Source organism: Blautia sp. TM10-2, from assembly GCF_003480845.1.
Classification (GTDB): Bacteria; Bacillota; Clostridia; order Lachnospirales; family Lachnospiraceae; genus Fusicatenibacter; species Fusicatenibacter saccharivorans.
The window spans coordinates 20,797-45,850 of record NZ_QUJZ01000019.1 but is presented as its reverse complement, the minus strand read 5'-3'; the positions used below and the strand labels follow the sequence as shown (position 1 = coordinate 45,850).

The window sequence follows — 25,054 nt, the reverse complement described above, 5'->3', positions numbered from 1 at the left end:
TTGTTTCCCAATTATTGAATTAATGATTTTATCAGGAAAGAATGAGGAAAATACGAGGATGAAAAAGGCAAAACAATGTCTGATAGCATTACTGTCAGGTGTGCTTTTAGCAATTACTGTTTTGTCTGGCTGTGGACAATCTCAAAAAGCAGTATCTAAAAATGACGATCACCTTACCGTGTATCTGTGGGAAAATCGTTTAATGAAAAATATTGTACCCTATATCCATGAGCAGTTTCCAGATCAGGATATTGAGTTTATTACCGGTAACAATGATACCGATTTATATAGCTATTTTGAGGAACATGGTGAACTGCCGGATATCATAACCGTACGTCGATTTTCTGGAAAAGATGCACAGGATCTGGAGCCATATCTAATGGATTTTGCTTCTTATGATGTGGTTTCCAGGTATTACTCCTATGCATTGCAATATTATAAAAATTCAAAAAATGAGATTCAGTGGCTTCCTATCTGCGGTATACCGCAGACGATTATTGCCAACAAGACATTGTTTGAACAGTATGGAATCAAGATACCGAAAAACTATAAGGAATATGCACAGGCATGCCAGCAATTTTATGATAATGGTATAAAACCGTATTCCCTGGATCTTGCAGAAGACTGGTCCGCTCATGAGGTGATTCAGACAGGTGCAATTGGTGAATTCATGAGTCTGGATGGAATCGAATGGAGAAGCTCAGCTGAAAGTGCATCAGGGGATATCGCATTTGATGATGCGTTATGGAAACGTATTTTTTCAGAAACCAATACATTCTTGAAGGACTCACATTTTACAAGTGATGATATCAGTGTCGATATTAATACTGCAACGCAGATGTTCCTTGAGGGAAAAGCAGCAATGTTTCATGGTTATCCGGCACTTATGCAGGAATTTCAGGAACAGATGGATGCAGAATTAACTCGTATACCGTTTTTTTCACAGATTTCGGATGAAGCTTTTATAAATATGACCCCTTCTCTGAATATTGCATTTAACAAAGAACTGGAAAAAGATCAGGAAAAACTGGACCTGGCATTCGATGTCCTGGAGTGTATGATTTCAAAAGAAGGACAAACATTGATCGCAGATGGAAAGGGTGTAATTTCATTAAATGTAGATGTTCCAAACATGATGGAAGATGTACCTGGACTGGAAGATGAAATTAATAATAATTCTGTTTATATCCGATATTCTGCTCAAAAATCATTTTATGCCAGTCTTGAGGCTGTTCACGGATTATTGTCAGGGGAAATGGATGAAACACAGGCTTATGATGCTTTTCGCAGCACAATGAACAGTAAGGATTCAAAAGAAGAAACCACAGTTAATTTTGAAAATGAATATTCCATTTCGCTAAATGATAAAAACGGTCGTGATGCGGCATCTTCTATTTTAACTACGATTAGAGAAGAAAAGGATGCTCAGCTGGCTTTGGCACCATATTATTATTTTACTTCCTCCATTTACAAAGGGGAGTGTACCTGCAGCCGGGTTGGTCTGATGACAGCAAAGAGTTCAGATACACCATTATACCTGGCAAAAATCAATGGCAAAGAGATTTATGAACTTGCGGAGAAATATCTTGCTGATTCTGATGAGAAATTCCATATAACCAATAAATATGAATTACCAATTGCATCCGGTATGAAAATAATCGTCAGGCAGGAGGAAAACGGATTCTCATTAAAGGACATAGAAGTAAATAAGAAAAAAATCGACAAAGAAAAGGAGTACTCTATTCTTCTTACAGACACTACAATGTCTGTTTTGAAAAAAATAAATCCGGAATGTGAGATCAGGCGGCTTGGTAACACAACATTATCAAGTGCATGGACCGCAGCAATGGAAAACGGACAGCAGCCGTCAGCACCGGAAGATTATATAGAGGTTGAAAAATAAAAGTGGGAACAGAACAGGCGAAAACAAAAAGAAAAAAGATGATAGTACCATTGTTCTTTTTAATTCTTATCTTTTTAAACTTAATTTTTGTAAAGCTCCTTTTGAACAGGATGAACAGCTATATCGCAGAAAACGGGAAAAGCAGTATGGGAGCAGTTGTTGAACAGATACAGCAGACCTATGATCTGCAGGTGAATGGATACTACAGTCGGCTGCATATGCTTGAGGATTTTCTTACTCAAGAGGGAGTGAGATCTATTGAACTGGATAGAAACAAGAAGTTCTTTGAGGCATGGCAGAAAGAATCTGAAAGTACACTTATATTTCTCCAGGAAAATGGAAAGGCAATAACCACTGATGGAACAAAACTTCGGGTTGACATGCCAAGTAAACTTTTGTTGGATTTGAGGAACGGATATAATATTGGAAAATTGGTTTCTCTTGATTACAACCAGAAGAAAAAAGATGGTTATCTGGTTGCAATTCCATGTCAGGAATATACGATTAAGGGGGAAACTTATACGGCAATTGGAACCTTGTATGATCATTCAAAATTAGATTCCATGTTAAGTGTGAAAAGCTATAACGGGAATGCGTATCTGTTTATGCTGGATAACGACGGAAATATTACTTATACAAATCAGAAAGAAGATAAATTTTTCAGGAACTATTTCTTGTTAAAGCATTTAAAAGGAGATCAGGCTATCACTGAGGAAGAGGCTGATTCTCTTCAAAAAAAGCTGGATGGCAGAGAACAGGGGGTAGAACTTGTGGAAAGTGAAAAACCTTACTATCTGGGATACTGTCCGATAGAAAATAATAACACCATGCTGATTTGTATTGTAGAAAAAAGTGTTGTAGATAATGTACTAAGAGACTATCAGAAAACAATAGTGTTTGAAACAATACTCATGGCAGGTTTTATACTTTTGCTTTTTGCCGGATTATTCTACAGTATTTCCAGACGCAGTCTTGCTGAGCAAAAAGCTGAATACGAAAAAAGAAATAATGAGATTCAGACGCAGGCAATGAAGGATATGGAGGAGTCCAATAAAAAACTGAAAAAAGCAAAGGACATTACAACGGAAGCCTTGCAGACCGCTGAAAATGCAAATAAGGCGAAAACGGATTTCCTGTCCAATATGTCACATGATATTCGTACACCAATGAATGCAATTATCGGCATGACATCATTGATCAGACATGATGCCGGTAATAAAGCGAAAGTAATAGAGTATGCAGATAAAATAGACATTTCATCACAGCATCTGTTAGGAATCATTAATAATGTTCTGGATATGAGCAAAATTGAGGCAGGAAAAACAGTTTTTAAGTATACCGATTTTTCCATCTTGGATTTTATTACAGAACTCAATACCATATTCCATTCACAGATAGACGAAAAAAATCAGACTCTTACAATCATAAAAGAAAACATCCGGCACGAGTGGGTGAACGGAGATCAGGTTCATCTGATGCAGATTTTCAGCAACTTGGTTTCTAATGCAGTGAAGTACACGCAGGAAGGTGGAAAAATTCAGTTTCTGGTAGAAGAATGTGAGACAAAGTCATCTGTCTACGCAAAGTACCGTTTCTTGGTCAGCGATAATGGCATGGGAATGTCGGCAGATTTCAAAGATACAATTTTTGATGCTTTTACTCGTGCTGAAAGTTCTATGACGAATAAGATACAGGGAACTGGTCTTGGAATGGCTATTACCAAAAATCTGGTTGAAGCAATGGGAGGCACCATTGATGTGGAGAGTGAACTGGGCCAGGGAAGCTGTTTTGAGGTTCTTATAGATCTGAGAATAGCAGAAGATAGATTTGTTTCTTCAGCAGAACAGGCAGAAAAGGATGAACCGGCTGGCAATGTCCTGAAAGGAATGAGGTTTCTGTGTGCAGAGGACAATGAGCTGAATGCAGAAATCCTGATGGAATTGTTAAAGATTGAGGGTGCAGAGTGTACAATCTGTGAAAATGGTAAAAGGGTCTTAGAGGCATTTGAGCAGTCTGCTCCGGGGGATTATGACATGATCCTGATGGATGTGCAGATGCCGGTTATGAATGGTTATGAGGCAACAAAAGCAATCCGAAGAAGCTCCCATGAACTGGCAAAGACAATTCCAATCATTGCTATGACCGCCAATGCGTTTTCTGAGGATATTCAGCATTCTCTGGCAGCCGGTATGAATGCCCATGTTTCAAAACCGGTTGAGATGAAGGTACTGGAAAAGACGATCAGAAGCATAAAATCCGGCGGGGGGCACCGAAATGCAGCTCATTGAACAGTGACAAATGGATATGGAAAAGAGCTGATGAAAGAATCTCGCATTGCCAGAACTTTCAATCAGCTCTTTTTTATCATCAGTTCCCTCTTGACATTTTTTCATTTCCTGCTATACTTATCAAAGATAATTACTAAAGATAACTAAATTTCAAGAAGAAAGGACCATTTTCCATGACACAGGAAAAATTAAAGCAGTTCCTGGATGCGTGTTTTGATGCAAAGCGTCTGATCGAGAAGCTCCCGGACCTGCCGGACGGTATGAAGCCGCGGCAAGTGCATGTGCTGGATGCGGTGAATGAGATTCAGAAAAAGCAGGGCTTCTGCCGCGTCAGCGACATCAGCAGCTATATGAACACAACGCTGCCGAGCATCACCAAGCTGGTGCAGGAACTGGAGGAGAGAAATCTTCTCGTGAAACAGGCGGATGAAAAAGATAAGCGCGTGATCAACCTGACACTGACCGAAGAGGGAAAAGAGTTTGTGGAACTCCGCGTGACGCACTTTCACGGGGAATGGGCATCCCGCCTGCCAGATCTGGACGACGCGGTGGTGGACGAATTTGTGCATGCAATCACACGGATGCAGGAAACGATGCCGGGAATAAAAGGAGTGAAAAACAATGGCAAAAGAAAATAAGAAAGAAATATCGTTTGTAGAGGGACCGATTTTCCAGTCCCTGATCCGCTTTGCGCTGCCGGTGCTCGGCGCGCTGATTCTGCAGGCGGCTTACGGTGCGGTCGACCTTCTCGTGGTCGGCTGGTTCGGCGATGCGTCGAGTATTTCCGCTGTCGGAACCGGAAGCAACTTCATGCAGATGGTAACACTTATCATCACCAGCCTTGCGATGGGTTCGACCGTTATGATCGGCCAGCACATCGGCGAGGGCAAGCCGGATAAGGCCGGCAAAACCGTGGGAACCTCGATTGTTCTGTTCGCCATCATCGGTATCGCCATGACGGTGATTCTGGAGCTGTTCGCAGGTCCGATTGCCAATATTTTACAGGTCCCGGCGGAGTCTTTTGACAAAACCGTCCTCTACCTGCGGATCTGTTCCGGCGGTATTCTGATCATCATCGCGTACAACGTCATCAGCAGCGTGCTTCGCGGAATCGGTAATGCAAATCTGCCGCTTTTATTCGTCGGCATCGCCTGCGCAGCCAATATTGCCGGAGATCTGTTCTTCGTCGGTGTGCTGAAACTGGACGTTGCGGGAGCAGCGCTTGCGACGGTTCTGGCGCAGCTGATTTCTGTCATCGCCTCCATGGGTGTGTTGAAAAAAGGCAATCTGCCGATTGAATTCAAAAAAGAAGACTGCCGCATCGACCATGACGAGCTGAAGAAAGTCCTGAACGTCGGTGTGCCGATCGCGCTGCAGGAGACGACCGTACAGATTTCCTTCCTTGTGATCAACTCGATCATCAACGGCATGGGCCTTATGCCGTCCGCCGGATACGGTGTGGCGCAGAAGCTGACCTCATTCATCATGCTGATCCCGTCCTCTGTGATGCAGTCTGTGTCAGCATTCGTGGCACAGAACACCGGAGCCGGAAAGAAAGACCGCGCGTGGAAGGGCTTCCTCACCGCAATCGCAACGGGCTGCTCTCTTGGAGTTGTGATTTTCTGCATCGGTTTCTTCGGTGGAAGTGTCATCTCCAGAATCTTCACGAGCGATCCGGCCGTTATCGAGCAGAGCGCCGCTTACCTGCGCGGTTTCGCACCGGAATGTATTCTGACCTGTGTGCTGTTCAGCAGCATCGGATACTTCAACGGCCGCGGCATCAGCATCCCGGTTATGATCCAGGGAATCACCTCCGCCTGCCTGATCCGTATTCCGCTGGCGCTGTTCTTCTCACACCTGCCGAATACGAACCTGACCTTCGTCGGCATGTCCACCCCGATCACAACCGTATACGGCATCTGCTTTTTCATGATCTGTTTTACACGGTTAAAGAAAAAAGGGCAGATGTAATTGAATCAAACATAACAGAACTGCCTAGGAAACGGCACGGAGCGATCCGCCGTTTCCCAGGCAGTTTTTGGTATTGTTTGTCTGGAACTTTTTTGATACAATACAGACAGAAAGAGCGGAACCCTGTTCAGAAGGGACAGAACAGACGGAAAGGGGAAGAGGAGTGGATAACAGAGAAATCATCAATGAGACACTGGTCCATCTGTTTCACGAGATACAAAAACTGGAAGAAGAGGCGATCATCACCGAGGATTTCAAGGATCTGACGAACAACGATATGCACATCATAGAAGCCGTCGGCCTGGAGGGCGGCAATATGTCATCAATCGCGGCAAAGCTCGACATCACGGTCGGATCGCTGACAACGTCGATGAACAGTCTGGTGAAAAAAGGCTACACCGAGCGGGAGCGCAGCGAGAAGGACCGCCGGATCGTCTACATCCACCTGACCGGAAAGGGACGGCAGGCATTCCATCATCACGCAAAATTCCACGAGCAGATGACGGATGCCGTGATGGCGGAACTCGGAGAAGAGGAAGTGCAGGTGCTCGGGAAAACGCTGAAAGCGCTGACGGACTTCTTTCGGTCGTATAAAAAATAGAAACAAAAAGGCTTTTGCAGCCGGGACAGAATCAGAAAAATCTGTCCGGTATGCAAAAGCCTTTTTCGCATGGAAACGCATAGAAAAATGCTATTTTTCTACGCCGTTCTTCTCACAGATATCCGCGAGCACACACCGTTCACAGTGCGGTGTCGTCCGCGCAGTACAGACCTCGCGTCCGTGCTCCACAAACCGGTGGCAGAGCGAGCTTCCTTCTTCCGGCGGCACAATTTTCCAGAGTGCCATCTCCACCTTCTTCGGATCCTTGCAGTCATGCACGAGCCCGATGCGGTTGCACAGTCGGATGCAGTGCGTATCCGTCACAATCGCAGGCTTTTTGAATACATCGCCCATAATCAGGTTCGCACTTTTCCGTCCCACGCCCGGGAGCTTCAAAAGTGCGTTAAAGTCATCCGGCACCTGGCTGTGGTACTCGTCGCGCAGCATGCGCATGCAGGCGTTGATGTCGCGTGCCTTGCTCTTTCCAAGACCGCACGGCCGCACAATTTCCTCGATTTCCTCCGGTGTCGCGTTTGCCAGCGCATCGATATCAGGATACTTTGCGTAGAGATCCTCCACCACAACATTGACCCGCGCATCGGTGCACTGTGCGGCCAGGCGGACACTGACGAGCAGCTTCCACGCCTGGTCATAGTCAAGCGTACAGTCGGCGTCAGGATATTCTTGTTTCAAACGTTCAATGACGGCAAGCGCCAGTTTTTCTTTTGTCATCGTGTTAAACTCCCATTCTCAAAGATATTAAAACAGCGAAAGCTATCAGGATCCTTTCTCGCGTGCTGCCTTCCGAAGCTGCAGCGGCGTCGTGTGAAACCGCTCGCGGAAGAGGCGGTGAAATAGCTTATCGTTTGTAAAACCATGCTTTTCCGCGAGCGTGCCGACCGGCAGATCCGTGGCGATCAGGTCGCGGTAGATGCGGGAAAGACGGTAGGAATTCAAGTATTCCAGATACGTCGTTTCCATGTTCTGGCGGAAGAACCGGCAGAAATATTCCGGCTGCAGCGAGACAACATCGGCAGCCTCCTTCAGCGTAATCGGCCGCTGGTAATTTTCCTGCGTGTACGTCAGAATCGTATCGAGCCGTGTCTGCGTCCGGGAGCTCATCGGGTGGTGCGCAAGCGGGCTCTTCTCGGAAAATTTCGTGTAGAGCAGATCGAGAAACGTAAAAAGCTCCCGCTGGAACGTCAGCAGATAGCCGTCGGGCATTTCGTCATGAAGCTGCATCATCGAAAGCAGAAGACGCCGGAGCTGGCTGATATTTTTCTGCACTTCCGGATTCGTACTGTCGTAGTCAATCGAGAACCAGAGCTGTGACGGATCAGGCAGATAGTTCGCAAGGAACGCATCCGGAATCTGCATCAGAATCGAGCGGTTTCCCGTGGACGGACAGCGCGCCGTGTGGATACGCCCGGAATTGATCAGCAGAAATTGACCCGGAAGGACGGTCTTTGTGCGGTCCGAGAGCGTGACAATGGAGGAACCCTCCAGAATATAAATAATTTCCAGCGCGTCGTGCCAGTGCGGCGGCGAAAAACTGCCGAAATCGTCGGTTACACGAAATTCGATGCTGCGGTTCGGCTGCAGCGTGATGTGTTCCTGGCGTGTCTGGCGCGGCAGATGATCTTTGCGTGGCATAAAAAACTCCTTTTTTGTTCAACTTAGTGTATCACTATCTTATCACGAAACCCCCGAATTGGGTATAGCAATTTTTGTATGAAGTTGTTATAATAAATGAACACAAAGCCACGTCACATACGGCTTCGTGCAAACTCAATCTAAAGAAAAGTGAAGGAAGAAAACGTATGTATCAAGTATGGAGTAATTTTTTAAATCCCGGCCAGATCGCCATGCTGGGAATCGTGGTCACCTTTCTGCTGACCTTTCTGGCGTTAAAGCATCCATTTTCCTTTCTGCCGAGCGATCACGGCAGAGAATTTGCCGTAAACGGCGGCCTCTCCCGCGGAAAACTGCGCGGCGTCGGCCTCGTGATCGTCATCTGTTTCCTGATCGGAAGCGTATTGTTCCTGCCTCTTGGCGCCGAGTATGTGATCTACGCGATCCTGCTCGTCTGCATCATGCTGAGCGGCTACCTCGATGATGCATCCGAAACCCCGTGGAGCGATTACAAAAAAGGCGCGATTGACCTCGTCATCTCCATTGTGACCGTCATCACCTTTGTGAATTACAATTCCACCACGATCTACTTCGGAAGCATGTCCCTTACCATTCCGAAAGTGGTCTACATAATCCTCGGCATCATCCTGATCTGGATTTCGATCAACGTTACAAACTGTTCCGACGGTGTCGACGGACTCTGCGCGAGCCTTTCCTGCGTGGTCATCTTCGCGTTCAGTATGATTTTCCACGATGTCCTTGGAAGCTTCACCGTAGCCAATTACCTGTTCGTGGCAGCGCTTCTCGCGTACCTGTATTTCAATACCTCGCCGAGCAGCATGCTGATGGGCGACGCCGGTTCGAGAGCACTTGGCTTCTACATCGCCATCCTTGCCATGCAGTCCCGCCATCCGTTCTTATATCTGCTGATGGCAGGCGTGATGATCGTCGACGGAGGAATCGGCCTTGTCAAAGTATTTTTACTCCGTTTCCTGAAAATCGCGATCCTCAAAAATACAAGAACACCGCTGCATGACCATGTCCGCCTGAAATACAAATGGTCCGACAGTCAGGTTGTGATCCGCTTTGTGATCCTGCAGATCCTGCTGGCAGTTGTTGCCTATCTGATTGTGGCATAAAGAAAAAACAAAAGAAGAAAGATGGGAGTGTGTCCCGGCAAAAGTAATTGGAAATGCAACAGGATACTTTTGCGGGACACACTCCCGTTTTGCATATTGGAACCAGAAAAAGGTTCAAACCGGAAAAAAGATAATATCGCCGTATTTTTTCACAGAATCCTCCCTGTTTTCGACAGGAAAAGTGTGGTAGGATAAAATTACCAAAAAACGTCAGCCTGAAACAGGAATTCTGTAAAAAATGATGAAAAGAGAGTGCTTTTCATCCTCTGTTTCGGGCGCATCAAATCAGGAGGTAATGAAAAGATGAAATTCACAGAAGGTTACTGGCTTCCGAGTGAAAAAGCAAATGCATCCCATGCAATGCAGGCTTATGAAGTAGAGCAGATTCCAGGCGGTATGCGTATCCTGGCTACCACACGTCCGATCGAGCACAGAGGCATGACCCTGAACCTGCCGACCATCACCGTTGAGTTCGTAGCACATACACCGGACACCATCTCCATGGAGGCATGGCACTACGAAGCCTACGACAACAAAGTTCCGTCCTTCGACAAAACAGAGAGCGTATACGAGGACGTAACTGTAACGATCAACGAGGATGAGGCAGTTCTTGATACCGGAAGCGTACAGGTCCGCGTACAGAGAAAAGGTGTCTTTGCTTACACCTTCGAGGCAGATGGAAAAGTTCTGACCGGAAGCGGCTTCCGCAACCTTTCCTATATCAGATGGGACCGTCAGCAGAGCACCATGCTGCCAGCCCAGAATTACATGACCGAAAAATATCAGCCATATATGGTAAGCGAGCTCTCCCTTGGCGTCGGCGAGTGCGTATACGGCCTTGGCGAGAGATTTACTCCATTCGTAAAAAACGGACAGGTTGTAGACACCTGGAACGAGGACGGCGGTACGGCATCCGAAATCGGCTACAAATGCGTACCGTTCTACATGACAAACAACGGCTACGGTATTCTCGTTGACAGTACCGACAACGTTTCTTTCGAAGTAGCAAGTGAAAAAGTAGAGTATGTCGGCTTCTCCGTACCGGGCGAAAGAATCAAATACTATCTGTTCCACGGACCGTCACCGAAGAAGATCATGAACGAGTACACCGCGCTGACCGGACGCCCGGCACTTCCTCCGGCGTGGTCCTTTGGTCTGTGGCTGTCCACATCCTTTACCACAAACTACGACGAAGAGACTACCACATCCTTCATCGAGGGAATGGAAAAGAGAAATATTCCGCTGAGCGTTTTCCACTTCGACTGCTTCTGGATGCACGAATTCCACTGGTGCGATTTTGAGTGGGACAAGAAATGCTTCCCGGATATTCGCGCAACCTTAAAGAAATATCACGACAAAGGTCTTCACATCTGTGCATGGATCAACCCGTATATTGCACAGGGAACCGCATTCTTCAAAGAAGGCGCTGCAAACGGCTATCTGCTGCAGAGAGCAGACGGAAAAGGCGTATGGCAGACCGACAACTGGCAGGCAGGTATGGGCCTTGTGGACTTTACCAACCCGGATGCGGTTAAATGGTATACCGATAAACTGAGAACTGTTCTGGACTGCGGCGTAGACTGCTTTAAGACCGACTTCGGCGAGAGAATCCCGGTTGACGTTGTTTACCACGACGGAAGCGATCCGCAGGCAATGCACAACTACTATACATACCTGTACAACCAGGCAGTATTCAGCCTGTTAAAAGAAGTAAAAGGTGAGAACGAGGCAGTTCTGTTTGCAAGAAGTGCAACAGCAGGAAGCCAGAAATTCCCGGTACACTGGGGCGGCGACTGCTCTGCAAACTATCCGTCCATGGCAGAAACGCTGCGCGGCGGCCTTTCCTTCGCCATGAGCGGCTTCTCCTTCTGGAGCCATGATATCTCCGGATTCGAGAGCACCGCAACACCGGATCTGTACAAGAGATGGTGCGCATTTGGACTGATGTCTACCCACAGCCGTCTGCACGGATCCACAAGCTACCGTGTGCCGTGGCTGTTCGACGAAGAGTCCTGCGACGTAGTAAAATTCTTCACCAACCTGAAATGCTCGCTGATGCCGTACATTTTCCAGAAATCTGTAGAGGCACACGAGGAAGGAACCCCGGTAATGCGCCCGATGGTATTCGAGTTCATGAACGACCCGGCCGTTCCGTATCTGGATCAGCAGTACATGTTAGGTGATGCCCTTATGGTTGCACCGGTATTCCGCGAGGATAAAGTTGCACAGTACTACCTGCCGGAAGGCACCTGGACTGAGCTTCTGACCGGCGAGACAAAAGAGGGCGGAAGATGGTATCAGGGAACCTACGACTACTTCTCCATGCCGCTGTATGTAAGAGAGAACAGCATCGTAGTAAGAGGAAACTGCGACACCAAACCGGATTACGACTACGCTGACCACGCAACTGTTTGCGTATATCAGTTAAAAGACGCAGCCGAGACAAAAGTTCCGGATATCCACGGAAACAATGTATTCACCGTAAAAGCAGTGAAAGACGGCGACACAGTGAAAGTATCCGTAGAAGGTGCACATACGGAACTCAAAGTAGAAGTATTCGTCGGAAACGAGAAGAAAGAAGCTGTACTCGCAGCAGATGCGAACGAAGTTGTTGTTGCATAAGCATCGGAATGTAAGAATATAGGGAGAGGCACGGAAAAGCAAATTGTTCTGTGACCTCTCTTTTCAAAAAAGGAGAATAAAACAATGCGTTTTCAGACAAAAAATGGTGTGTTAATTGCACAGGCAAACGGAGAAACACTGCGGATTGAGCCGTGGGGAAAAGATTCCTTACGTGTCCGCGCAACCATGCTTCCAGAATTTTCCGGAAAAGACTGGGCGCTGACCGAAGTGCCGGAAAAAACAGAGGCAAAAGCAGAGCAGTTTGAGGTCGATCATCTGGAAATCGACGGATCGATGGGAAAAAGAACCAGCGCATCCATCACCAATGGAAAAATCCGTGCTGTGGTCAACTTTGCAGGAGTTATCACCTTCTACAAAGAAGAACAGGAAATTTTAAGAGAATATCACCGTTGCTACGACGGAACGATCAGCAAAGAGAGCCGCTGCTTAAAAACGGTCAACCGTGAGTGGAAAGGTGTGATCGGCGGAAGCGAATACAGCCTGAACCTGAAATTTGAGAGCAACGACGAAGAGAAGATTTTCGGAATGGGCCAGTATCAGCAGAAATACATGGATCTGAAGGGATGCACCCTGGAGCTGGCGCAGCGGAACTCCCAGATCAGCGTACCATTCGCCGTATCCAGCTTAGGATATGGTATGCTGTGGAACAATCCGGCTGTCGGACAGGTAACCTTCGGAAAGAACTACACCGAATGGACTGCACGCTCGACCAAAGATATGGACTACTGGCTGACCGCAGCCGATACACCGAAAGAGATCCTGGAAAATTACACCGCAGTGACCGGCCGCGCGCCGAAATTCCCGGAGGACCGTATGGGCCTGTGGCAGTGCAAGCTGCGCTACCGTACGCAGGAGGAAGTGCTTGAAGTGGCACGCCGCTACCAGAAGGAAGGCATCAAAATCGATCAGATTGTCATCGATTTCTTCCACTGGACCGTACAGGGCGACTGGAAATTCGATGAAAAATACTGGCCGGATCCAAAAGCCATGGTGGACGAACTGCATTCCATGGGAATCAAAGTTATCGTTTCCGTATGGCCAAGCGTAGACCGGAAGAGCGAGAACTTCTGGCCGATGCTGGACCGCGGCCTGCTGATTAAAACAGAGCGCGGCGCCCTGCAGACGTATGATTTCCAGGGGGACTGCGTGGAAATCGATGTGTTCAACCCGGAAACCAGAAAATACGTCTGGGAAGTCTGCAAGAAAAACTATTATGATTTTGGAATCGATGCCTTCTGGCTGGACAACTCAGAACCGGATTTCGGCGTTTACGATTTCGATCATTACCGCTATATCGACGGACCGGCTCTTTCCTGCAGCAATATCTATCCGCAGCTGTACAGCCGTGTCTTCTATGACGGCATGAAAGCAGAAGGAGAAGAAAATATTGTAAACCTGCTTCGCTGCGCCTGGGCCGGAAGTCAGAAATACGGAAATGTTGTATGGTCCGGCGATGTGCCGAGTACCTTTGAAGCCTTCTATGATCAGCTCCAGGCCGGCCTTAATATGGGTCTTGCCGGCATTCCGTGGTGGACAACCGATATCGGCGGCTTTATGACAGATGATGTCAATGACCCGGATTTCCAGCAGCTTCTGATCCGATGGTATGAGTTTGCCGTTTACTCTGCTGTTCTCCGTATGCACGGCGACCGCGGACCGCACAACATTCCACCGCTCGATGACCGTGACTTTGGCGGCGGCTATCTGTATACCGGCCAGTCCAATGAATTGTGGAGCTATGGAGAAGAAAATTACCGGATCATGAAGAAATATTACGACATCCGCATCAGCATGCACGATTACATCAAACAGCTGTATGACGAGGCATCCGAAAACGGTTCTCCGCTGATCCGTACCATGTTCTATGAGTTCCCGGATGACAAAAAATGCTGGGAGCTGCAGGATCAGTATATGTTCGGAAGCGAATACCTGGTAGCGCCGATTTTCCATCTGAACGAGTTTGAGCGTGAAGTATATCTTCCGGAAGGACGCTGGGAAGACACCAGAGACGGAAAAGTGTACGAAGGCGGACAGACTATCCGTGCCGCTGCACCGATCGATTCGATTCCGGTATTTAAGAAAATGGCATAAGATCGTGTAAAAAGGTCAAAAAAGAAAACAGTACAGAAGACACACACAGCGTGGGGACTTTTCTGTACTGTTTTCTTTTCGACTCTAACTGCGCATCAGATATCCATATTTGCGCATCTGTCGGCGTATGATTTGCTCAACACGCTGGCGGATTTCCAGAGGGTAGTAATCGGCCAGAGAAGCCAGTTCCGTGCAGACATCTTTTGGCGTAAAGGAAAAGTGAAGCTGGATACCGTATAATTCCTCCGCAGCATCCAGCTGTGTATCAAAATCAGAGCTGAAAGGTTTGGCTTCGATGCGTTCTATACAGACATCCATCGGCAGATCCAGAGGATAGTCATTGCTAATGTCTGCAAACAGGCATAAACCCTGATCGAATAGAGGACTTGGAGAATATTGCTCTGTTTCTGTATCATATAGAACAGCGATGTTGTTGGTGTGCCGGTCTTCGTTTAGAAAGAAGGCATCAATTTCCAGCATAGCGGTCAGATATGCACCGAAATTCTGAATTCCCGTCATGTGTTCCATCTGATCTGCCAGAAAACGAATGCGTTCCGCCGGTTCTGAAAAAGCAGCAAGCGTGATTGCCAGACTGTCTCCGGTATTCTGGCGGTACAGTTTTTCCAATGGGATCAGCATCTGATTTGCTTTTAGAAAATCAGGACTGGAACAGCCACTGCGGAGAGTGCCGCGGTATGCAATCCGAACAGGCTGATACAGGACAAACGGATGGGAAAGAGTGCTTTTTTGCAGTAAATGAGACACCAGTGTCTCCGAGAGTCCCTCATATCCCATATAGTCGGATTTGTACCAGATATTACCGATTTTCCACTTGAGCTGGTCCCCTTTTGAGGTGTGATCTGTTTTTTTGACAGGCAGCTGATGATCAAGACGGATCTGTTCCATGGCGTGCCTCCTTATTTTTCAGAATCAGGAGCCATTGCTCGTCACCGGCCATTCGCCCATCTGTTTTTTCAATGATAAGCAGCGGATCATAAAAGGGAAGTCCCATTTCTTTTAAAATGTCTTTGGCATGATCGCGTGTTTTGGGAAAACAGCGGCTTTCCAGAAACCAGGTAAAATCATCCCAGGTCGGATGCTCCACAACGCCAAAGGCACGAAGCGGAATTTTTTTTGTGTAATTCTGGATTGCAATTTTCTCATGACGGAAGTCGATATCAATCGTTGTGCAAAGCTGATCGCGGTAAAGAAAACACATCCGCGTTTTGACATCGGGATCCGTGCTGAAACAGTGAGCACGGGCAATTTGATTGTATACCGTCTGCCTGCTGACCTGAAAGGTGCGCGCGATCTCGGCAATACTTTTTCCCTGCTGCTGCATGGCAGCCATCTGAATGATTTGTGGCAGCGAAAAAGCAGGTTTTCTTCCAGCTGCATGGCGCAGTGCTTCTTTTTTCGCTAACTGCTGGTATTGTTTCGCGTCTTTGGAAAGCTTGCGCAGCTCCTTTGGGTCCGTTGTTCCAAAGATCTCGTAAATCTGTTGCTCAAATGTGTTTTTCATGCAATCACCTCGTTTCTGCCATTACTGTATCACAGAGATCTGAAAGCGTCAAGAAATCATTTATTGACAAAAAACGAACTGATTGAGAAAAGTTACGGCTCGCAGATGTCTGAGAACAGCAATCATGGCGATGAAAGAACTTCCCTGCAGTGCAGGCAAAAGCTTGGCAGAAAAAAGCAAAGGCAGACCCCATTCTGCGTGAAAAACTGCTTCAGACAAGGGAAAATCCGAATCCAATCCACGCATTCTGCGAAATCTGCCATGCCTATGACGTTTCCATCTATGAAATGGATCTTGCCATGGCAGGTGAAGAATTTTACGCAGAAATCAAACGCAGCACCAATGGCGGCGGAGAAAATTCCCCGGCGCTTGAAGGGGAAGATGACTTCTATGAGCTGTTTCTGGCAGCGTTAGAAAATATATGATTTTTTGCGAAGAATGTAAGTATTGATGAGTGTGGAAAGCTGCATGGACAGTGCCTGATGAACCTGCGAAGGGCTTGCCATGTCGTAGACGACACCGTCAAAAACTTTGAAGCGTTTCTCTTCTGGAAGCATTTCATACTGTTCCAGCGTGACTTTTTCGAGCTGTGGTTGAAGAACTGGCGTCATAAAATACACATCTTTTCCCAAAAATGAAATGAAATCGCTTAAAATTCTTTCTTTAAATGTTCTGCGAGAATCGTATCGTAATCGCCTTCGATTTCCTCATCGCGCCCTGCATACCGCAGATTGGTCTCCACGCCGACCGGCTCCACATCGTCTGCAAATTCCCAGATATGATACCGCAGACCGCGGTGCTCAAAGTCGATGCTTCCGCAGTTGTCCTCTTCCGTATAGGAAAACGTGATTTTTTTCTCGTTTAAGACAGATTGAATTTGTGTCATATGCATAAAGCGTGATACCTCCGATTTTGTAGTTATCTGGAATAAAAAACAGCTACATTTGTTTACATTAGTATAGAACAGGGCGGGAGAAAATTCAATCGAAATTCTGGTCAGAATCATCGCAGCAGCTCTCACACGCGGTGTGCAGAGACAGCACGGGGTCGGAACGACCATCAAACATTACGCCTGCAACAATCAGGAAGAAAACCGCCGCGGCGTATCGAGCATCGTCTCCGAGCGCGCTCTGCGTGAGATCTATCTGAAGGGCTTCGAAATTGCAATCAAAGAATCCCAGCCAAAGGCGATCATGACCTCCTACAACAAGGTAAACGGTGTCCACACCGCCAACAGCTACGATCTGTGCACAACCGCTGCAAGAAAGGAATGGGGCTTTGCCGGCATCATCATGACAGACTGGACCACAACAAACGCCGACGGAGGCTCCTCTGCCGCAAAATGCATTGCTGCCGGAAACGATCTTGTGATGCCGGGAACCGAAACCGACCGCCGCGAAATCCTGGATGCGCTGAGTGCCGAAAATGACCAGTATCTCGAGGAAAAAGACCTGACCGCCTGTGCCCAGAGAATCCTGGAAATGATTTTTACTTCCAATTCATATGAATAATGCGGCGTTTTCAGGGATAAAATAACATCAGAAATAGCTGCCGCCTCTTCGCAAAGCAAAATTTTCCATGCGGGCTTTGAATGTTACAGTTCGCTGAGATGCAGTGAACTGTAACATTCAAATAGTTGGGCAATTTCACGATTGAAATTTCCCATAACATGTATTAGAATATAAATGATATCAATAAATACGAGGACGTGAAAAGAATGTCAGGATTAAGTAACACACAATATTTTAAAGTAAAAACAGAGCCGGAGATTCAGGTAAAAGAGGTACTCGAAACCGTTTACAACGCCATGGTAGAAAAAGGGTATAATCCAGTCAACCAGATCGTAGGCTATATCATGTCAGGCGACCCGACGTACATCACAAGCTTTAAGGGGGCCAGAAGCCTGATCATGAAAGTAGAGCGTGATGAACTGGTAGAGGAACTGTTAAAAGAGTACATCAAAAATGAATCCTGGAAGTGAGCGTAATTACTATGAGAATAATGGGATTAGATTACGGCTCAAAAACAGTAGGGGTGGCAGTCAGCGACGCCCTGGGTCTTACTGCGCAGGGAATCGAAATTGTCCGCAGAAAATCGGAGAATAAGCTGCGTCAGACGCTGGCCCGGATTGAAGAGATAGCAAAAGAGTACGGCGTGGAAAAAATCGTACTCGGCTTCCCGAAACATATGAACAACGACATCGGAGAGCGGGCCGAAAAATCTCTCGAGTTCAAAGAAATGCTGGAGAGACGGACAGGTCTGCCCGTTGTCATGTGGGACGAGCGGCTGACAACGGTCGAAGCAGACCGCACCATGATGGAAACCGGAATCCGCAGGGAAAACCGCAAGGAGTACGTAGATATGATTGCAGCTGTTTTTATCCTGCAGGGATATCTGGACTATCTTTCCCATCAGAAGGAATCACAGGAAAACTGAACAAAGGAATATTGTATGGAAAAAATAACATTTGTAACAGATGATGGCGGCAAAGAAGAATTTTACGTGGAGGAGCAGACCAGAATCAACGGAGTCAACTATATTCTGGTATCCGATTCGAAGGACGACGAGGCAAATGCCTATATTCTGAAGGATATCTCCACCGACACCGACGCAGAGGCAGAGTATGTTATGGTAGAAGACGACACCGAATTCGATGCCGTTTCCGGCGTATTTGCTTCCATGTTGGATGACGAGGCAGACATCACCTATTGAACCAGCCGTTTTGAAGCCATACCGGGACGCAGACGAAGCGGGACCGGGACAGCGCTTTAAAGGGCAAATCCTGCAGGTGCGGGATATGCTCCATCAGCCTGAAGTGACGCTCAGGGGATGCGTGCGTGAAGCCGTACCGGTAACGGAATCGTTTGGAAAACATGCGCGGAGGTGCTATTTGAAAAAGAATAATGGAAGTAAATTAAAAATTATACCGCTTGGCGGTCTGGAACAGATCGGTATGAACATCACCGTTTTCGAGTATGAGGACAGTATCATCGTCGTAGACTGCGGACTTGCATTCCCGGAAGACGACATGCTCGGTATCGACCTGGTCATCCCGGATGTAACATATCTGAAAGAAAACATCGACAAAGTCAAAGGCTTCGTCATCACCCACGGCCACGAGGACCATATCGGAGCCCTGCCTTACATCTTAAAAGAAGTGAATGTACCGGTCTACGCCACCAAACTGACGATTGGCCTGATCGAAAACAAATTAAAGGAGCACAACCTGCTCCGCACCACAAAACGGAAAATCATCAAACACGGACAGTCCATCAACCTGGGCGCATTCCGCATTGAGTTTATCAAAACAAACCACAGTATTGCAGATGCAGCAGCACTGGCAATCTACTCCCCGGCTGGCATCATCGTCCACACCGGAGACTTCAAAGTCGACTACACACCAGTCTTTGGTGATGTCATCGACCTGCAGAGATTCGCAGAGATCGGAAAGAAAGGCGTTCTGGCACTGATGTGCGACAGTACCAATGCAGAGCGGCCTGGCTTTACCATGTCCGAGCGGACCGTAGGAAAGACGATCGACGGCCTGTTTGCCGAGCATCAGAATTCCCGAATCATCATCGCAACCTTCGCATCGAACGTTGACCGTGTGCAGCAGATCATCAACTCTGCTTATAAATACGGCCGTAAAGTTGTCATCGAAGGCCGCAGTATGGTCAACATCATCTCCATCGCGCAGGAGCTTGGCTACATCAATATCCCGGAAAATACCCTGATCGATGTGGAGCAGATGAAAAACTACACCGGCGAGCAGCTTGTCCTGATCACCACCGGAAGCCAGGGCGAGTCCATGGCAGCACTGTCCCGTATGGCGGCACACCTGCACAAAAAGATCTCGATCCTGCCGGGCGACACCGTGATCTTCAGTTCCCACCCAATCCCGGGAAATGAAAAAGCCGTTTCAAACGTCATCAACGAACTGTCTGCACAGGGTGCCAACGTCGTATTCCAGGACGTTCACGTATCCGGACATGCCTGCCAGGAGGAAATCAAACTGATCTACTCCCTGGTAAAACCGAAATACGCCATTCCGGTACACGGCGAATACCGCCACTTAAAAGCACACGCAGAAGTAGCACAGAGCCTCGGCATCCCGAAAGAGAACATCTTTCTCATGTATTCCGGTGATGTCATGGAACTCGATGAGGACGGCGCAGCAGTAACTGGCAAAGTCCACACCGGAGCCATCATGGTCGACGGACTCGGCGTTGGTGATGTAGGAAATATCGTCCTGCGTGACCGCCAGCATCTGTCCGAGGACGGAATCATGGTCGTTGTACTGACTCTCGAAAAGAGAACGAACCAGCTTCTGGCCGGCCCGGACATCGTATCCCGCGGTTTCGTCTATGTACGCGAATCCGAGGATTTGATGGGCGAGGCAAGAGAAGTTGTAGAAGAGGCGCTGGATGGCTGCCTTTCCAAAAATATCTCCGACTGGGGCAAGATCAAATCCACGATCAAAGATGCCCTCGGCGATTATGTATGGAAGAAAACAAAGAGAAGACCGATGATCCTTCCGATCATCATGGAGGCATAAATACCATGGACAAAGTAACAGAATGTCTGGATGCGCTCATCGAAGAAATGAGGGAGAGCAGGGCATATCAGAATTACTTGTGGATGGAAGAGGAACTTGAAAAAGACCCGGACTTAAAAAGCCGGGTCGACGACTATCGAATCCGCAACTACCGACTGCAGCAGTCCGAAAACGTAGACCTTTACGATGCGGTAGATTCCCTGGAGCGGGATTCCTACGCACTCCGCAAAAGCGAGAAAGCAAACGCCTATCTTGAAGCGGAACTCGAGGTCTGTAAGATGGTACAGAAGGTGCAGGACTGCATTTCAGAGGCAATCCGCATCGGAGTACCGGAAATCTAAAACCGAAAATCAAAAGGAGAGCGCCCATGTCCGAAAAGAAAAGGGATGCCGGATACCGCGCAGCGCTGACAGGTGCGAAAGGAACCGTGCGCCTGCTCATTTACGTCTGCGTGATTCTTGTGATCATTCTGGCAGCGAAAACTTCATATCAGTTTGGACATGACGTGTTTGCCGAGGAGCCAGTCGCATCCAGAGGAAAAGGAAAGGAAGTCACCGTACAGGTGCGTTCCGGCATGGAGGCGAAAGAACTTGGCGAACTCCTGAAAGACAACGGACTGATCGACGAAAGCCTTCTGGTTTTCGAAGTCCAGTACCGCCTGTCCGGCTACTACGGCGGCATCAAGGACGGTTCCTACGTGCTGAACACCGCACAGACCGTCGATGAAATGCTGGAAATTCTGGCGGGCGTCAACACCGAAGGACAGCCGTCCGCGGAATAACGCACGTTTGCAAAACAAGAGGAATCTTACATGATAATAGACGAACGAATGGTAACCTACATCAATTCCCTGGACACCGGCCACACCCCGTTTCTGGAAAATCTGGAGCGGACGGCCAAACAGACAAAAGTGCCGATCATTCGCCGTGAAATGCAGAGCTTTTTAAAAGTATTCTTAAAGATGAAACAGCCAAAGAGAATCCTGGAGGTAGGAACTGCCGTAGGATTCTCTGCTGTTTTCATGGCACAGTACGGCGAACCGGACGCAGAGATTACCACAATAGAAAATTACGAAAAACGCATCCCGATCGCACGGGAGAACTTCGAAAAATCCGGCTTCGCCGACCGCATCACGCTGATCCCGGGAGACGCTGCAGAAGTCTTAAAAACCCTGGATGGTCCGTACGATTTTATCTTTATGGACGCCGCTAAGGGACAGTACATCCACTTCCTGCCGGAAGTCCTGCGTGTCCTTGATAAGAACGGCGTACTGATCACCGACAACGTGCTGCAGGACGGCGACGTCATCGAATCCCGCTTCGCCGTGGAACGCCGGAACCGCACGATCCACAAACGGATGCGGGAATACTTATTTGAACTGACACACAATGAAGGGCTGCTGACATCGGTCGTGCCGCTGGGAGATGGAATCGCGATCACGATGAAAAGCCATGAGAAGAGAGAGGAAACAACATGAGAAAACCGGAATTACTGGTTCCAGCCAGCAGTCTGGAAGTATTAAAAGTAGCAGTGATCTTCGGCGCAGATGCCGTATATATCGGCGGAGAAGTCTTCGGACTCCGCGCGAAGGCGAAGAACTTTTCGATGGAAGATATGAAAGAAGGCGTGGAGTTTGCGCATGCGCATGGAGTGAAAGTGTATGTCACCGCGAATATTCTGGCACATAATCAGGATCTGGAGGGTGTGCGGGCTTACTTTGCCGAATTGAAAGAGATTGGACCGGATGCACTCATTATTTCGGATCCGGGAGTGTATCGGATTGCGATGGAAGTGTGCCCGGAGATTGAGCGACATATCAGTACACAGGCGAATAATACGAACTATGGGACGTATCAGTTCTGGTATGAGCAGGGAGCGAAACGTGTCGTGACGGCAAGAGAACTGTCTCTGGCGGAGATCAAAGAGATTCGGGAGCATATTCCGGAGGAGATGGAGATCGAGACGTTTATTCATGGGGCGATGTGTATTTCGTACTCGGGTAGATGTCTGCTGTCCAATTATTTCACGGGAAGAGATGCGAACCAGGGGGCTTGTACACATCCGTGCCGGTGGAAGTATGCGGTCGTGGAAGAGTCCAGACCGGGGGAGTATCTGCCGGTGTATGAGAATGAGAGAGGGACGTATATCTTTAACTCGAAAGATCTTTGTATGATTGAGCATATCCCGGATTTGTTGGATGCGGGGATTGACAGTTATAAGATTGAAGGAAGAATGAAGACGGCGCTGTATGTGGCGACGGTGGCAAGGACGTATCGGAAGGCGATTGATGATTATCTGGAGAGCCCTAAGAAGTATGAGGAGAATATGGAGTGGTATCGGGATCAGATCTCGAACTGTACGTACAGGCAGTTTACTACGGGATTTTTCTATGGGAAGCCGGATCATGAGAGCCAGATTTATGATAGTAATACGTATGTGAAGGAGTATACGTATCTGGGGATTGTTGGGGAGAAAAATGAACAGGGACGGTATACGATTAATCAGAGAAATAAATTCTCCGTTGGGGAAGAAATCGAAGTGATGAAACCGAATGGGGAGAATGTTGTCGTGACCGTGAAAGGAATCTGGGATGACGAAGGAAATGCCATGGAGAGCGCGCCGCATCCGAAACAGAAACTTTGGATTGATCTTGGTGTGGAATTGGATAGGTTTGATATTTTGAGAAGGAAAGAAATGGAATAGGATAGGAAAATAAAAGGGGATTAGGAACGTGTCATTTTCGAAAGGTTGCTAATCCTTTTTTTTGTGCGAATAGAGATTATGTAAAATAATGGTAATGATAAAAGAAACAAATAGGAAAAAGTTCGACATTCTGTGAAAAAAGTTGCTTCATAATGTTTACAAACTGGAGCAAATAAGCTAGAATGTACATGATATTATTGGACCAAGGCTAAATGCTGTTTTAATAGGCCATAAGTCACAAAAATATGTTAAGTATCATTACAAACGGAATGTATATAACTGGCAATGTCTACTCAACAAACCATATTGACGTAGCATAGTCGAAAAGAACCTGTTTTGCACACTAATTGAGTTGCTGAAATTGGCTATATTTCACAGCTATATGAGCTATAAATGCTAGATACTCATACAAAACGCTGAACTTTTGACCCCTGTGGCACAAAATTGGCACATCCTTTTCAGAAGAATCATAGAAATGGCGGAAAACAGGAGAAAACAACAAAAATCCATGAGTTTATCATTAACGTCTGAAAATGCTGTTGAGTACACTATCTGACCCACTAATGACACCTACATCATTACGGTTTGTTGAGTCATGAAAAATAGAGAAAAACAGATGATTTCTACTTCATAAAACAGCTGTTGAGTAGAGCATAGATGGCGATGATAAATACATGTTTTGGGCGGTGAGAGTGCATGATTTATTCATAATGAACAATGAATGACGAAATTGGACTGGGTGATATATACGGTTTTAACAAAACTTATGCGCCGACAGGGTTCGATTCAACAATCCAACACTTAGAAAAAACATCATTGCAGGGTATACGGGGTTCGACTGTATAAAACAGCACTTCGGCTATAGAGAAATAGAGACGAGTGTACTCAACGGATGTTTTATGAAGTAGAAAACACGATTGCTGGGGTAATTGGATACGACAGCATAAGAAAACATTTAGCCGATTGTGTGGTGAACACAGCAGAAATTAGAGAGAAATACCATCCATATGGATGTGTACATAGATATTTTTAAAGATTAAAAGACGGAGGAATAGATGTTATGAAAGGCATTATTTTAGCAGGTGGATCGGGCACTCGTCTGTATCCATTAACGAAAGTGACGAGCAAGCAACTCTTACCTATTTTTGATAAACCGATGATTTATTATCCGATGTCCGTTCTGATGAACGCTGGCATCCGTGACATTTTGATCATCTCCACACCGCAGGATACACCTCGTTTCGAGAACCTACTGGGCGATGGACACCAGTTTGGTGTAAATTTGACTTATGCTGTTCAGCCGTCCCCGGATGGACTGGCACAGGCTTTTATCATTGGTGCTGATTTCATCGGAAACGATTCTGTGGCAATGGTTCTGGGCGATAACATTTTTGCCGGTCATGGATTAAAGAAAAGATTGACTGCCGCAGTAGAAAACGCTGAGAGCGGCAAGGGTGCAACGGTGTTTGGCTATTATGTGGACGATCCGGAGCGTTTCGGAATTGTTGAGTTTGACAAGAACGGTAAGGCCATTTCTATCGAGGAAAAACCGGAGCATCCGAAGAGCAACTATTGCGTAACCGGTCTGTATTTCTACGATAACCGTGTGGTCGAGTTTGCAAAGAACCTGAAACCTTCTGCGCGTGGTGAATTAGAAATTACCGATTTGAACCGTATTTATCTGGAAGATGGTACTCTGAATGTAGAACTGCTGGGTCAGGGCTTTACTTGGCTGGATACTGGTACACATGAGAGCCTTGTTGATGCTACCAACTTTGTGAAGACCGTGGAGCAGCATCAGCATCGCAAGATTGCCTGCTTGGAGGAGATTGCGTACCTGAATGGTTGGATCAGCAAGGATGAACTGATGGAAGTCTATGAGGTCATGAAGAAGAACCAGTATGGTCAGTACCTGAAGGACGTCATGGACGGCAAGTATCAGGAACATCTGTACTAATTAGAAACGAGTAAAAAATACATAGATAAGTGTAGAGGAGATTAAAATC

The 25,054-nt window shown here is 47.0% G+C and carries 25 protein-coding genes; 19 read left to right on the top strand and 6 right to left on the bottom strand.

Annotated features, from left to right (window positions below; translation table 11 throughout):
* Positions 1-58: 58 nt before the first annotated feature.
* The 5 genes from DXD92_RS16865 (at position 59) to DXD92_RS16845 (ending at position 6,763) form a co-directional block, all read left to right on the top strand.
* Entirely contained in the window at positions 59-1,903 is a 1,845-nt protein-coding gene (locus DXD92_RS16865; protein ID WP_118641109.1) for an ABC transporter substrate-binding protein, read from the top strand.
* A 146-nt stretch (positions 1,904-2,049) separates the two neighbouring features.
* On the top strand, positions 2,050-4,191 hold the full coding sequence (locus DXD92_RS16860; protein ID WP_118641127.1) for an ATP-binding protein: 2,142 nt from the start codon (positions 2,050-2,052) through the stop codon (positions 4,189-4,191).
* 173 nt (positions 4,192-4,364) lie between these two features.
* Positions 4,365-4,829 (top strand): MarR family winged helix-turn-helix transcriptional regulator, encoded by a 465-nt coding sequence (locus DXD92_RS16855; RefSeq protein ID WP_022463031.1) that lies wholly within the window; start codon positions 4,365-4,367, stop codon positions 4,827-4,829.
* Positions 4,813-6,162 carry an MATE family efflux transporter gene (locus tag DXD92_RS16850; protein WP_118641097.1) on the top strand — a complete coding sequence of 450 codons (1,350 nt, stop codon included), beginning with the start codon at positions 4,813-4,815 and terminating at the stop codon, positions 6,160-6,162. Before DXD92_RS16855 ends, DXD92_RS16850 begins: the two co-directional genes overlap by 17 nt.
* A gap of 163 nt (positions 6,163-6,325) precedes the next feature.
* Positions 6,326-6,763, top strand: a complete 438-nt coding sequence (locus tag DXD92_RS16845) for a MarR family winged helix-turn-helix transcriptional regulator (protein WP_022463033.1) — start codon at positions 6,326-6,328, stop codon at positions 6,761-6,763.
* Positions 6,764-6,853: 90 nt separating this feature from the next.
* Here the strand turns inward: DXD92_RS16845 and DXD92_RS16840 are convergent, their stop codons facing one another.
* Together DXD92_RS16840 and DXD92_RS16835 are read right to left on the bottom strand one after the other, a co-directional pair.
* Positions 6,854-7,495 (bottom strand): endonuclease III domain-containing protein, encoded by a 642-nt coding sequence (locus DXD92_RS16840; protein WP_117509586.1) that lies wholly within the window; start codon positions 7,493-7,495, stop codon positions 6,854-6,856.
* A gap of 45 nt (positions 7,496-7,540) precedes the next feature.
* Entirely contained in the window at positions 7,541-8,416 is an 876-nt protein-coding gene (locus DXD92_RS16835) for an AraC family transcriptional regulator (protein WP_117509585.1), read from the bottom strand.
* Between the two features lie 167 nt (positions 8,417-8,583).
* Here DXD92_RS16835 and DXD92_RS16830 point away from each other — a divergent pair, with 167 nt between their 5' ends.
* The 3 genes from DXD92_RS16830 (at position 8,584) to DXD92_RS16815 (ending at position 14,268) form a co-directional block, all read left to right on the top strand.
* Positions 8,584-9,534: a phospho-N-acetylmuramoyl-pentapeptide-transferase gene (locus DXD92_RS16830; RefSeq protein ID WP_118641095.1), complete on the top strand. Its 951-nt coding sequence runs from the start codon at positions 8,584-8,586 to the stop codon at positions 9,532-9,534.
* A gap of 303 nt (positions 9,535-9,837) precedes the next feature.
* Entirely contained in the window at positions 9,838-12,156 is a 2,319-nt protein-coding gene (yicI, locus tag DXD92_RS16820) for an alpha-xylosidase (RefSeq protein ID WP_118641091.1), read from the top strand.
* A gap of 84 nt (positions 12,157-12,240) precedes the next feature.
* The gene (locus DXD92_RS16815; RefSeq protein ID WP_118641089.1) at positions 12,241-14,268 is read left to right on the top strand and encodes a glycoside hydrolase family 31 protein; all 2,028 of its coding nucleotides are present in this window, start codon (positions 12,241-12,243) and stop codon (positions 14,266-14,268) included.
* An 84-nt stretch (positions 14,269-14,352) separates the two neighbouring features.
* Here DXD92_RS16815 and DXD92_RS16810 read toward each other — a convergent pair whose 3' ends face one another.
* Positions 14,353-15,174: a hypothetical protein gene (locus tag DXD92_RS16810; protein ID WP_118641087.1), complete on the bottom strand. Its 822-nt coding sequence runs from the start codon at positions 15,172-15,174 to the stop codon at positions 14,353-14,355.
* The gene (locus DXD92_RS16805) at positions 15,155-15,790 is read right to left on the bottom strand and encodes a helix-turn-helix domain-containing protein (RefSeq protein ID WP_118641085.1); all 636 of its coding nucleotides are present in this window, start codon (positions 15,788-15,790) and stop codon (positions 15,155-15,157) included. Before DXD92_RS16805 ends, DXD92_RS16810 begins: the two co-directional genes overlap by 20 nt.
* Before the next feature lie 149 nt (positions 15,791-15,939).
* Here DXD92_RS16805 and DXD92_RS16800 point away from each other — a divergent pair, with 149 nt between their 5' ends.
* The gene (locus DXD92_RS16800; RefSeq protein ID WP_118641083.1) at positions 15,940-16,215 is read left to right on the top strand and encodes a hypothetical protein; all 276 of its coding nucleotides are present in this window, start codon (positions 15,940-15,942) and stop codon (positions 16,213-16,215) included.
* Here DXD92_RS16800 and DXD92_RS16795 read toward each other — a convergent pair.
* Both DXD92_RS16795 and DXD92_RS16790 read right to left on the bottom strand, forming a co-directional pair.
* A complete protein-coding gene (locus DXD92_RS16795) occupies positions 16,201-16,401 on the bottom strand; it encodes a hypothetical protein (RefSeq protein WP_147398277.1) in 201 nt (66 codons plus the stop codon). The genes DXD92_RS16800 and DXD92_RS16795 overlap by 15 nt on opposite strands.
* 38 nt (positions 16,402-16,439) lie before the next feature.
* The gene (locus tag DXD92_RS16790) at positions 16,440-16,682 is read right to left on the bottom strand and encodes a hypothetical protein (RefSeq protein WP_055265060.1); all 243 of its coding nucleotides are present in this window, start codon (positions 16,680-16,682) and stop codon (positions 16,440-16,442) included.
* Between the two features lie 136 nt (positions 16,683-16,818).
* Here DXD92_RS16790 and DXD92_RS16785 point away from each other — a divergent pair, with 136 nt between their 5' ends.
* The 10 genes from DXD92_RS16785 to rfbA all read left to right on the top strand — a co-directional run bounded on the left by DXD92_RS16785 (position 16,819) and on the right by rfbA (position 25,005).
* The gene (locus DXD92_RS16785; protein WP_416388409.1) at positions 16,819-17,301 is read left to right on the top strand and encodes a glycoside hydrolase family 3 N-terminal domain-containing protein; all 483 of its coding nucleotides are present in this window, start codon (positions 16,819-16,821) and stop codon (positions 17,299-17,301) included.
* Between the two features lie 206 nt (positions 17,302-17,507).
* Complete coding sequence (locus DXD92_RS16780) at positions 17,508-17,771, top strand: IreB family regulatory phosphoprotein (protein WP_022461716.1); 264 nt, start codon at positions 17,508-17,510, stop codon at positions 17,769-17,771.
* 11 nt (positions 17,772-17,782) lie between these two features.
* Complete coding sequence (gene ruvX, locus DXD92_RS16775) at positions 17,783-18,226, top strand: Holliday junction resolvase RuvX (RefSeq protein WP_022461717.1); 444 nt, start codon at positions 17,783-17,785, stop codon at positions 18,224-18,226.
* A 15-nt stretch (positions 18,227-18,241) separates the two neighbouring features.
* A complete protein-coding gene (locus DXD92_RS16770) occupies positions 18,242-18,502 on the top strand; it encodes a DUF1292 domain-containing protein (RefSeq protein WP_022461718.1) in 261 nt (86 codons plus the stop codon).
* 178 nt (positions 18,503-18,680) lie between these two features.
* Entirely contained in the window at positions 18,681-20,345 is a 1,665-nt protein-coding gene (locus DXD92_RS16765) for a ribonuclease J (RefSeq protein WP_055218756.1), read from the top strand.
* Positions 20,346-20,350: 5 nt separating this feature from the next.
* Complete coding sequence (locus DXD92_RS16760; RefSeq protein ID WP_158568317.1) at positions 20,351-20,686, top strand: YlbF family regulator; 336 nt, start codon at positions 20,351-20,353, stop codon at positions 20,684-20,686.
* 26 nt (positions 20,687-20,712) lie between these two features.
* Complete coding sequence (locus DXD92_RS16755; RefSeq protein WP_022461074.1) at positions 20,713-21,126, top strand: hypothetical protein; 414 nt, start codon at positions 20,713-20,715, stop codon at positions 21,124-21,126.
* Between the two features lie 30 nt (positions 21,127-21,156).
* Positions 21,157-21,822: an O-methyltransferase gene (locus DXD92_RS16750; RefSeq protein WP_022461075.1), complete on the top strand. Its 666-nt coding sequence runs from the start codon at positions 21,157-21,159 to the stop codon at positions 21,820-21,822.
* Positions 21,819-23,048: a peptidase U32 family protein gene (locus tag DXD92_RS16745; protein WP_118641081.1), complete on the top strand. Its 1,230-nt coding sequence runs from the start codon at positions 21,819-21,821 to the stop codon at positions 23,046-23,048. The genes DXD92_RS16750 and DXD92_RS16745 overlap by 4 nt, the downstream gene beginning before the upstream one ends.
* A 1,060-nt stretch (positions 23,049-24,108) precedes the next feature.
* The gene (gene rfbA / locus DXD92_RS16740) at positions 24,109-25,005 is read left to right on the top strand and encodes a glucose-1-phosphate thymidylyltransferase RfbA (protein ID WP_118641079.1); all 897 of its coding nucleotides are present in this window, start codon (positions 24,109-24,111) and stop codon (positions 25,003-25,005) included.
* Positions 25,006-25,054: the final 49 nt, after the last annotated feature.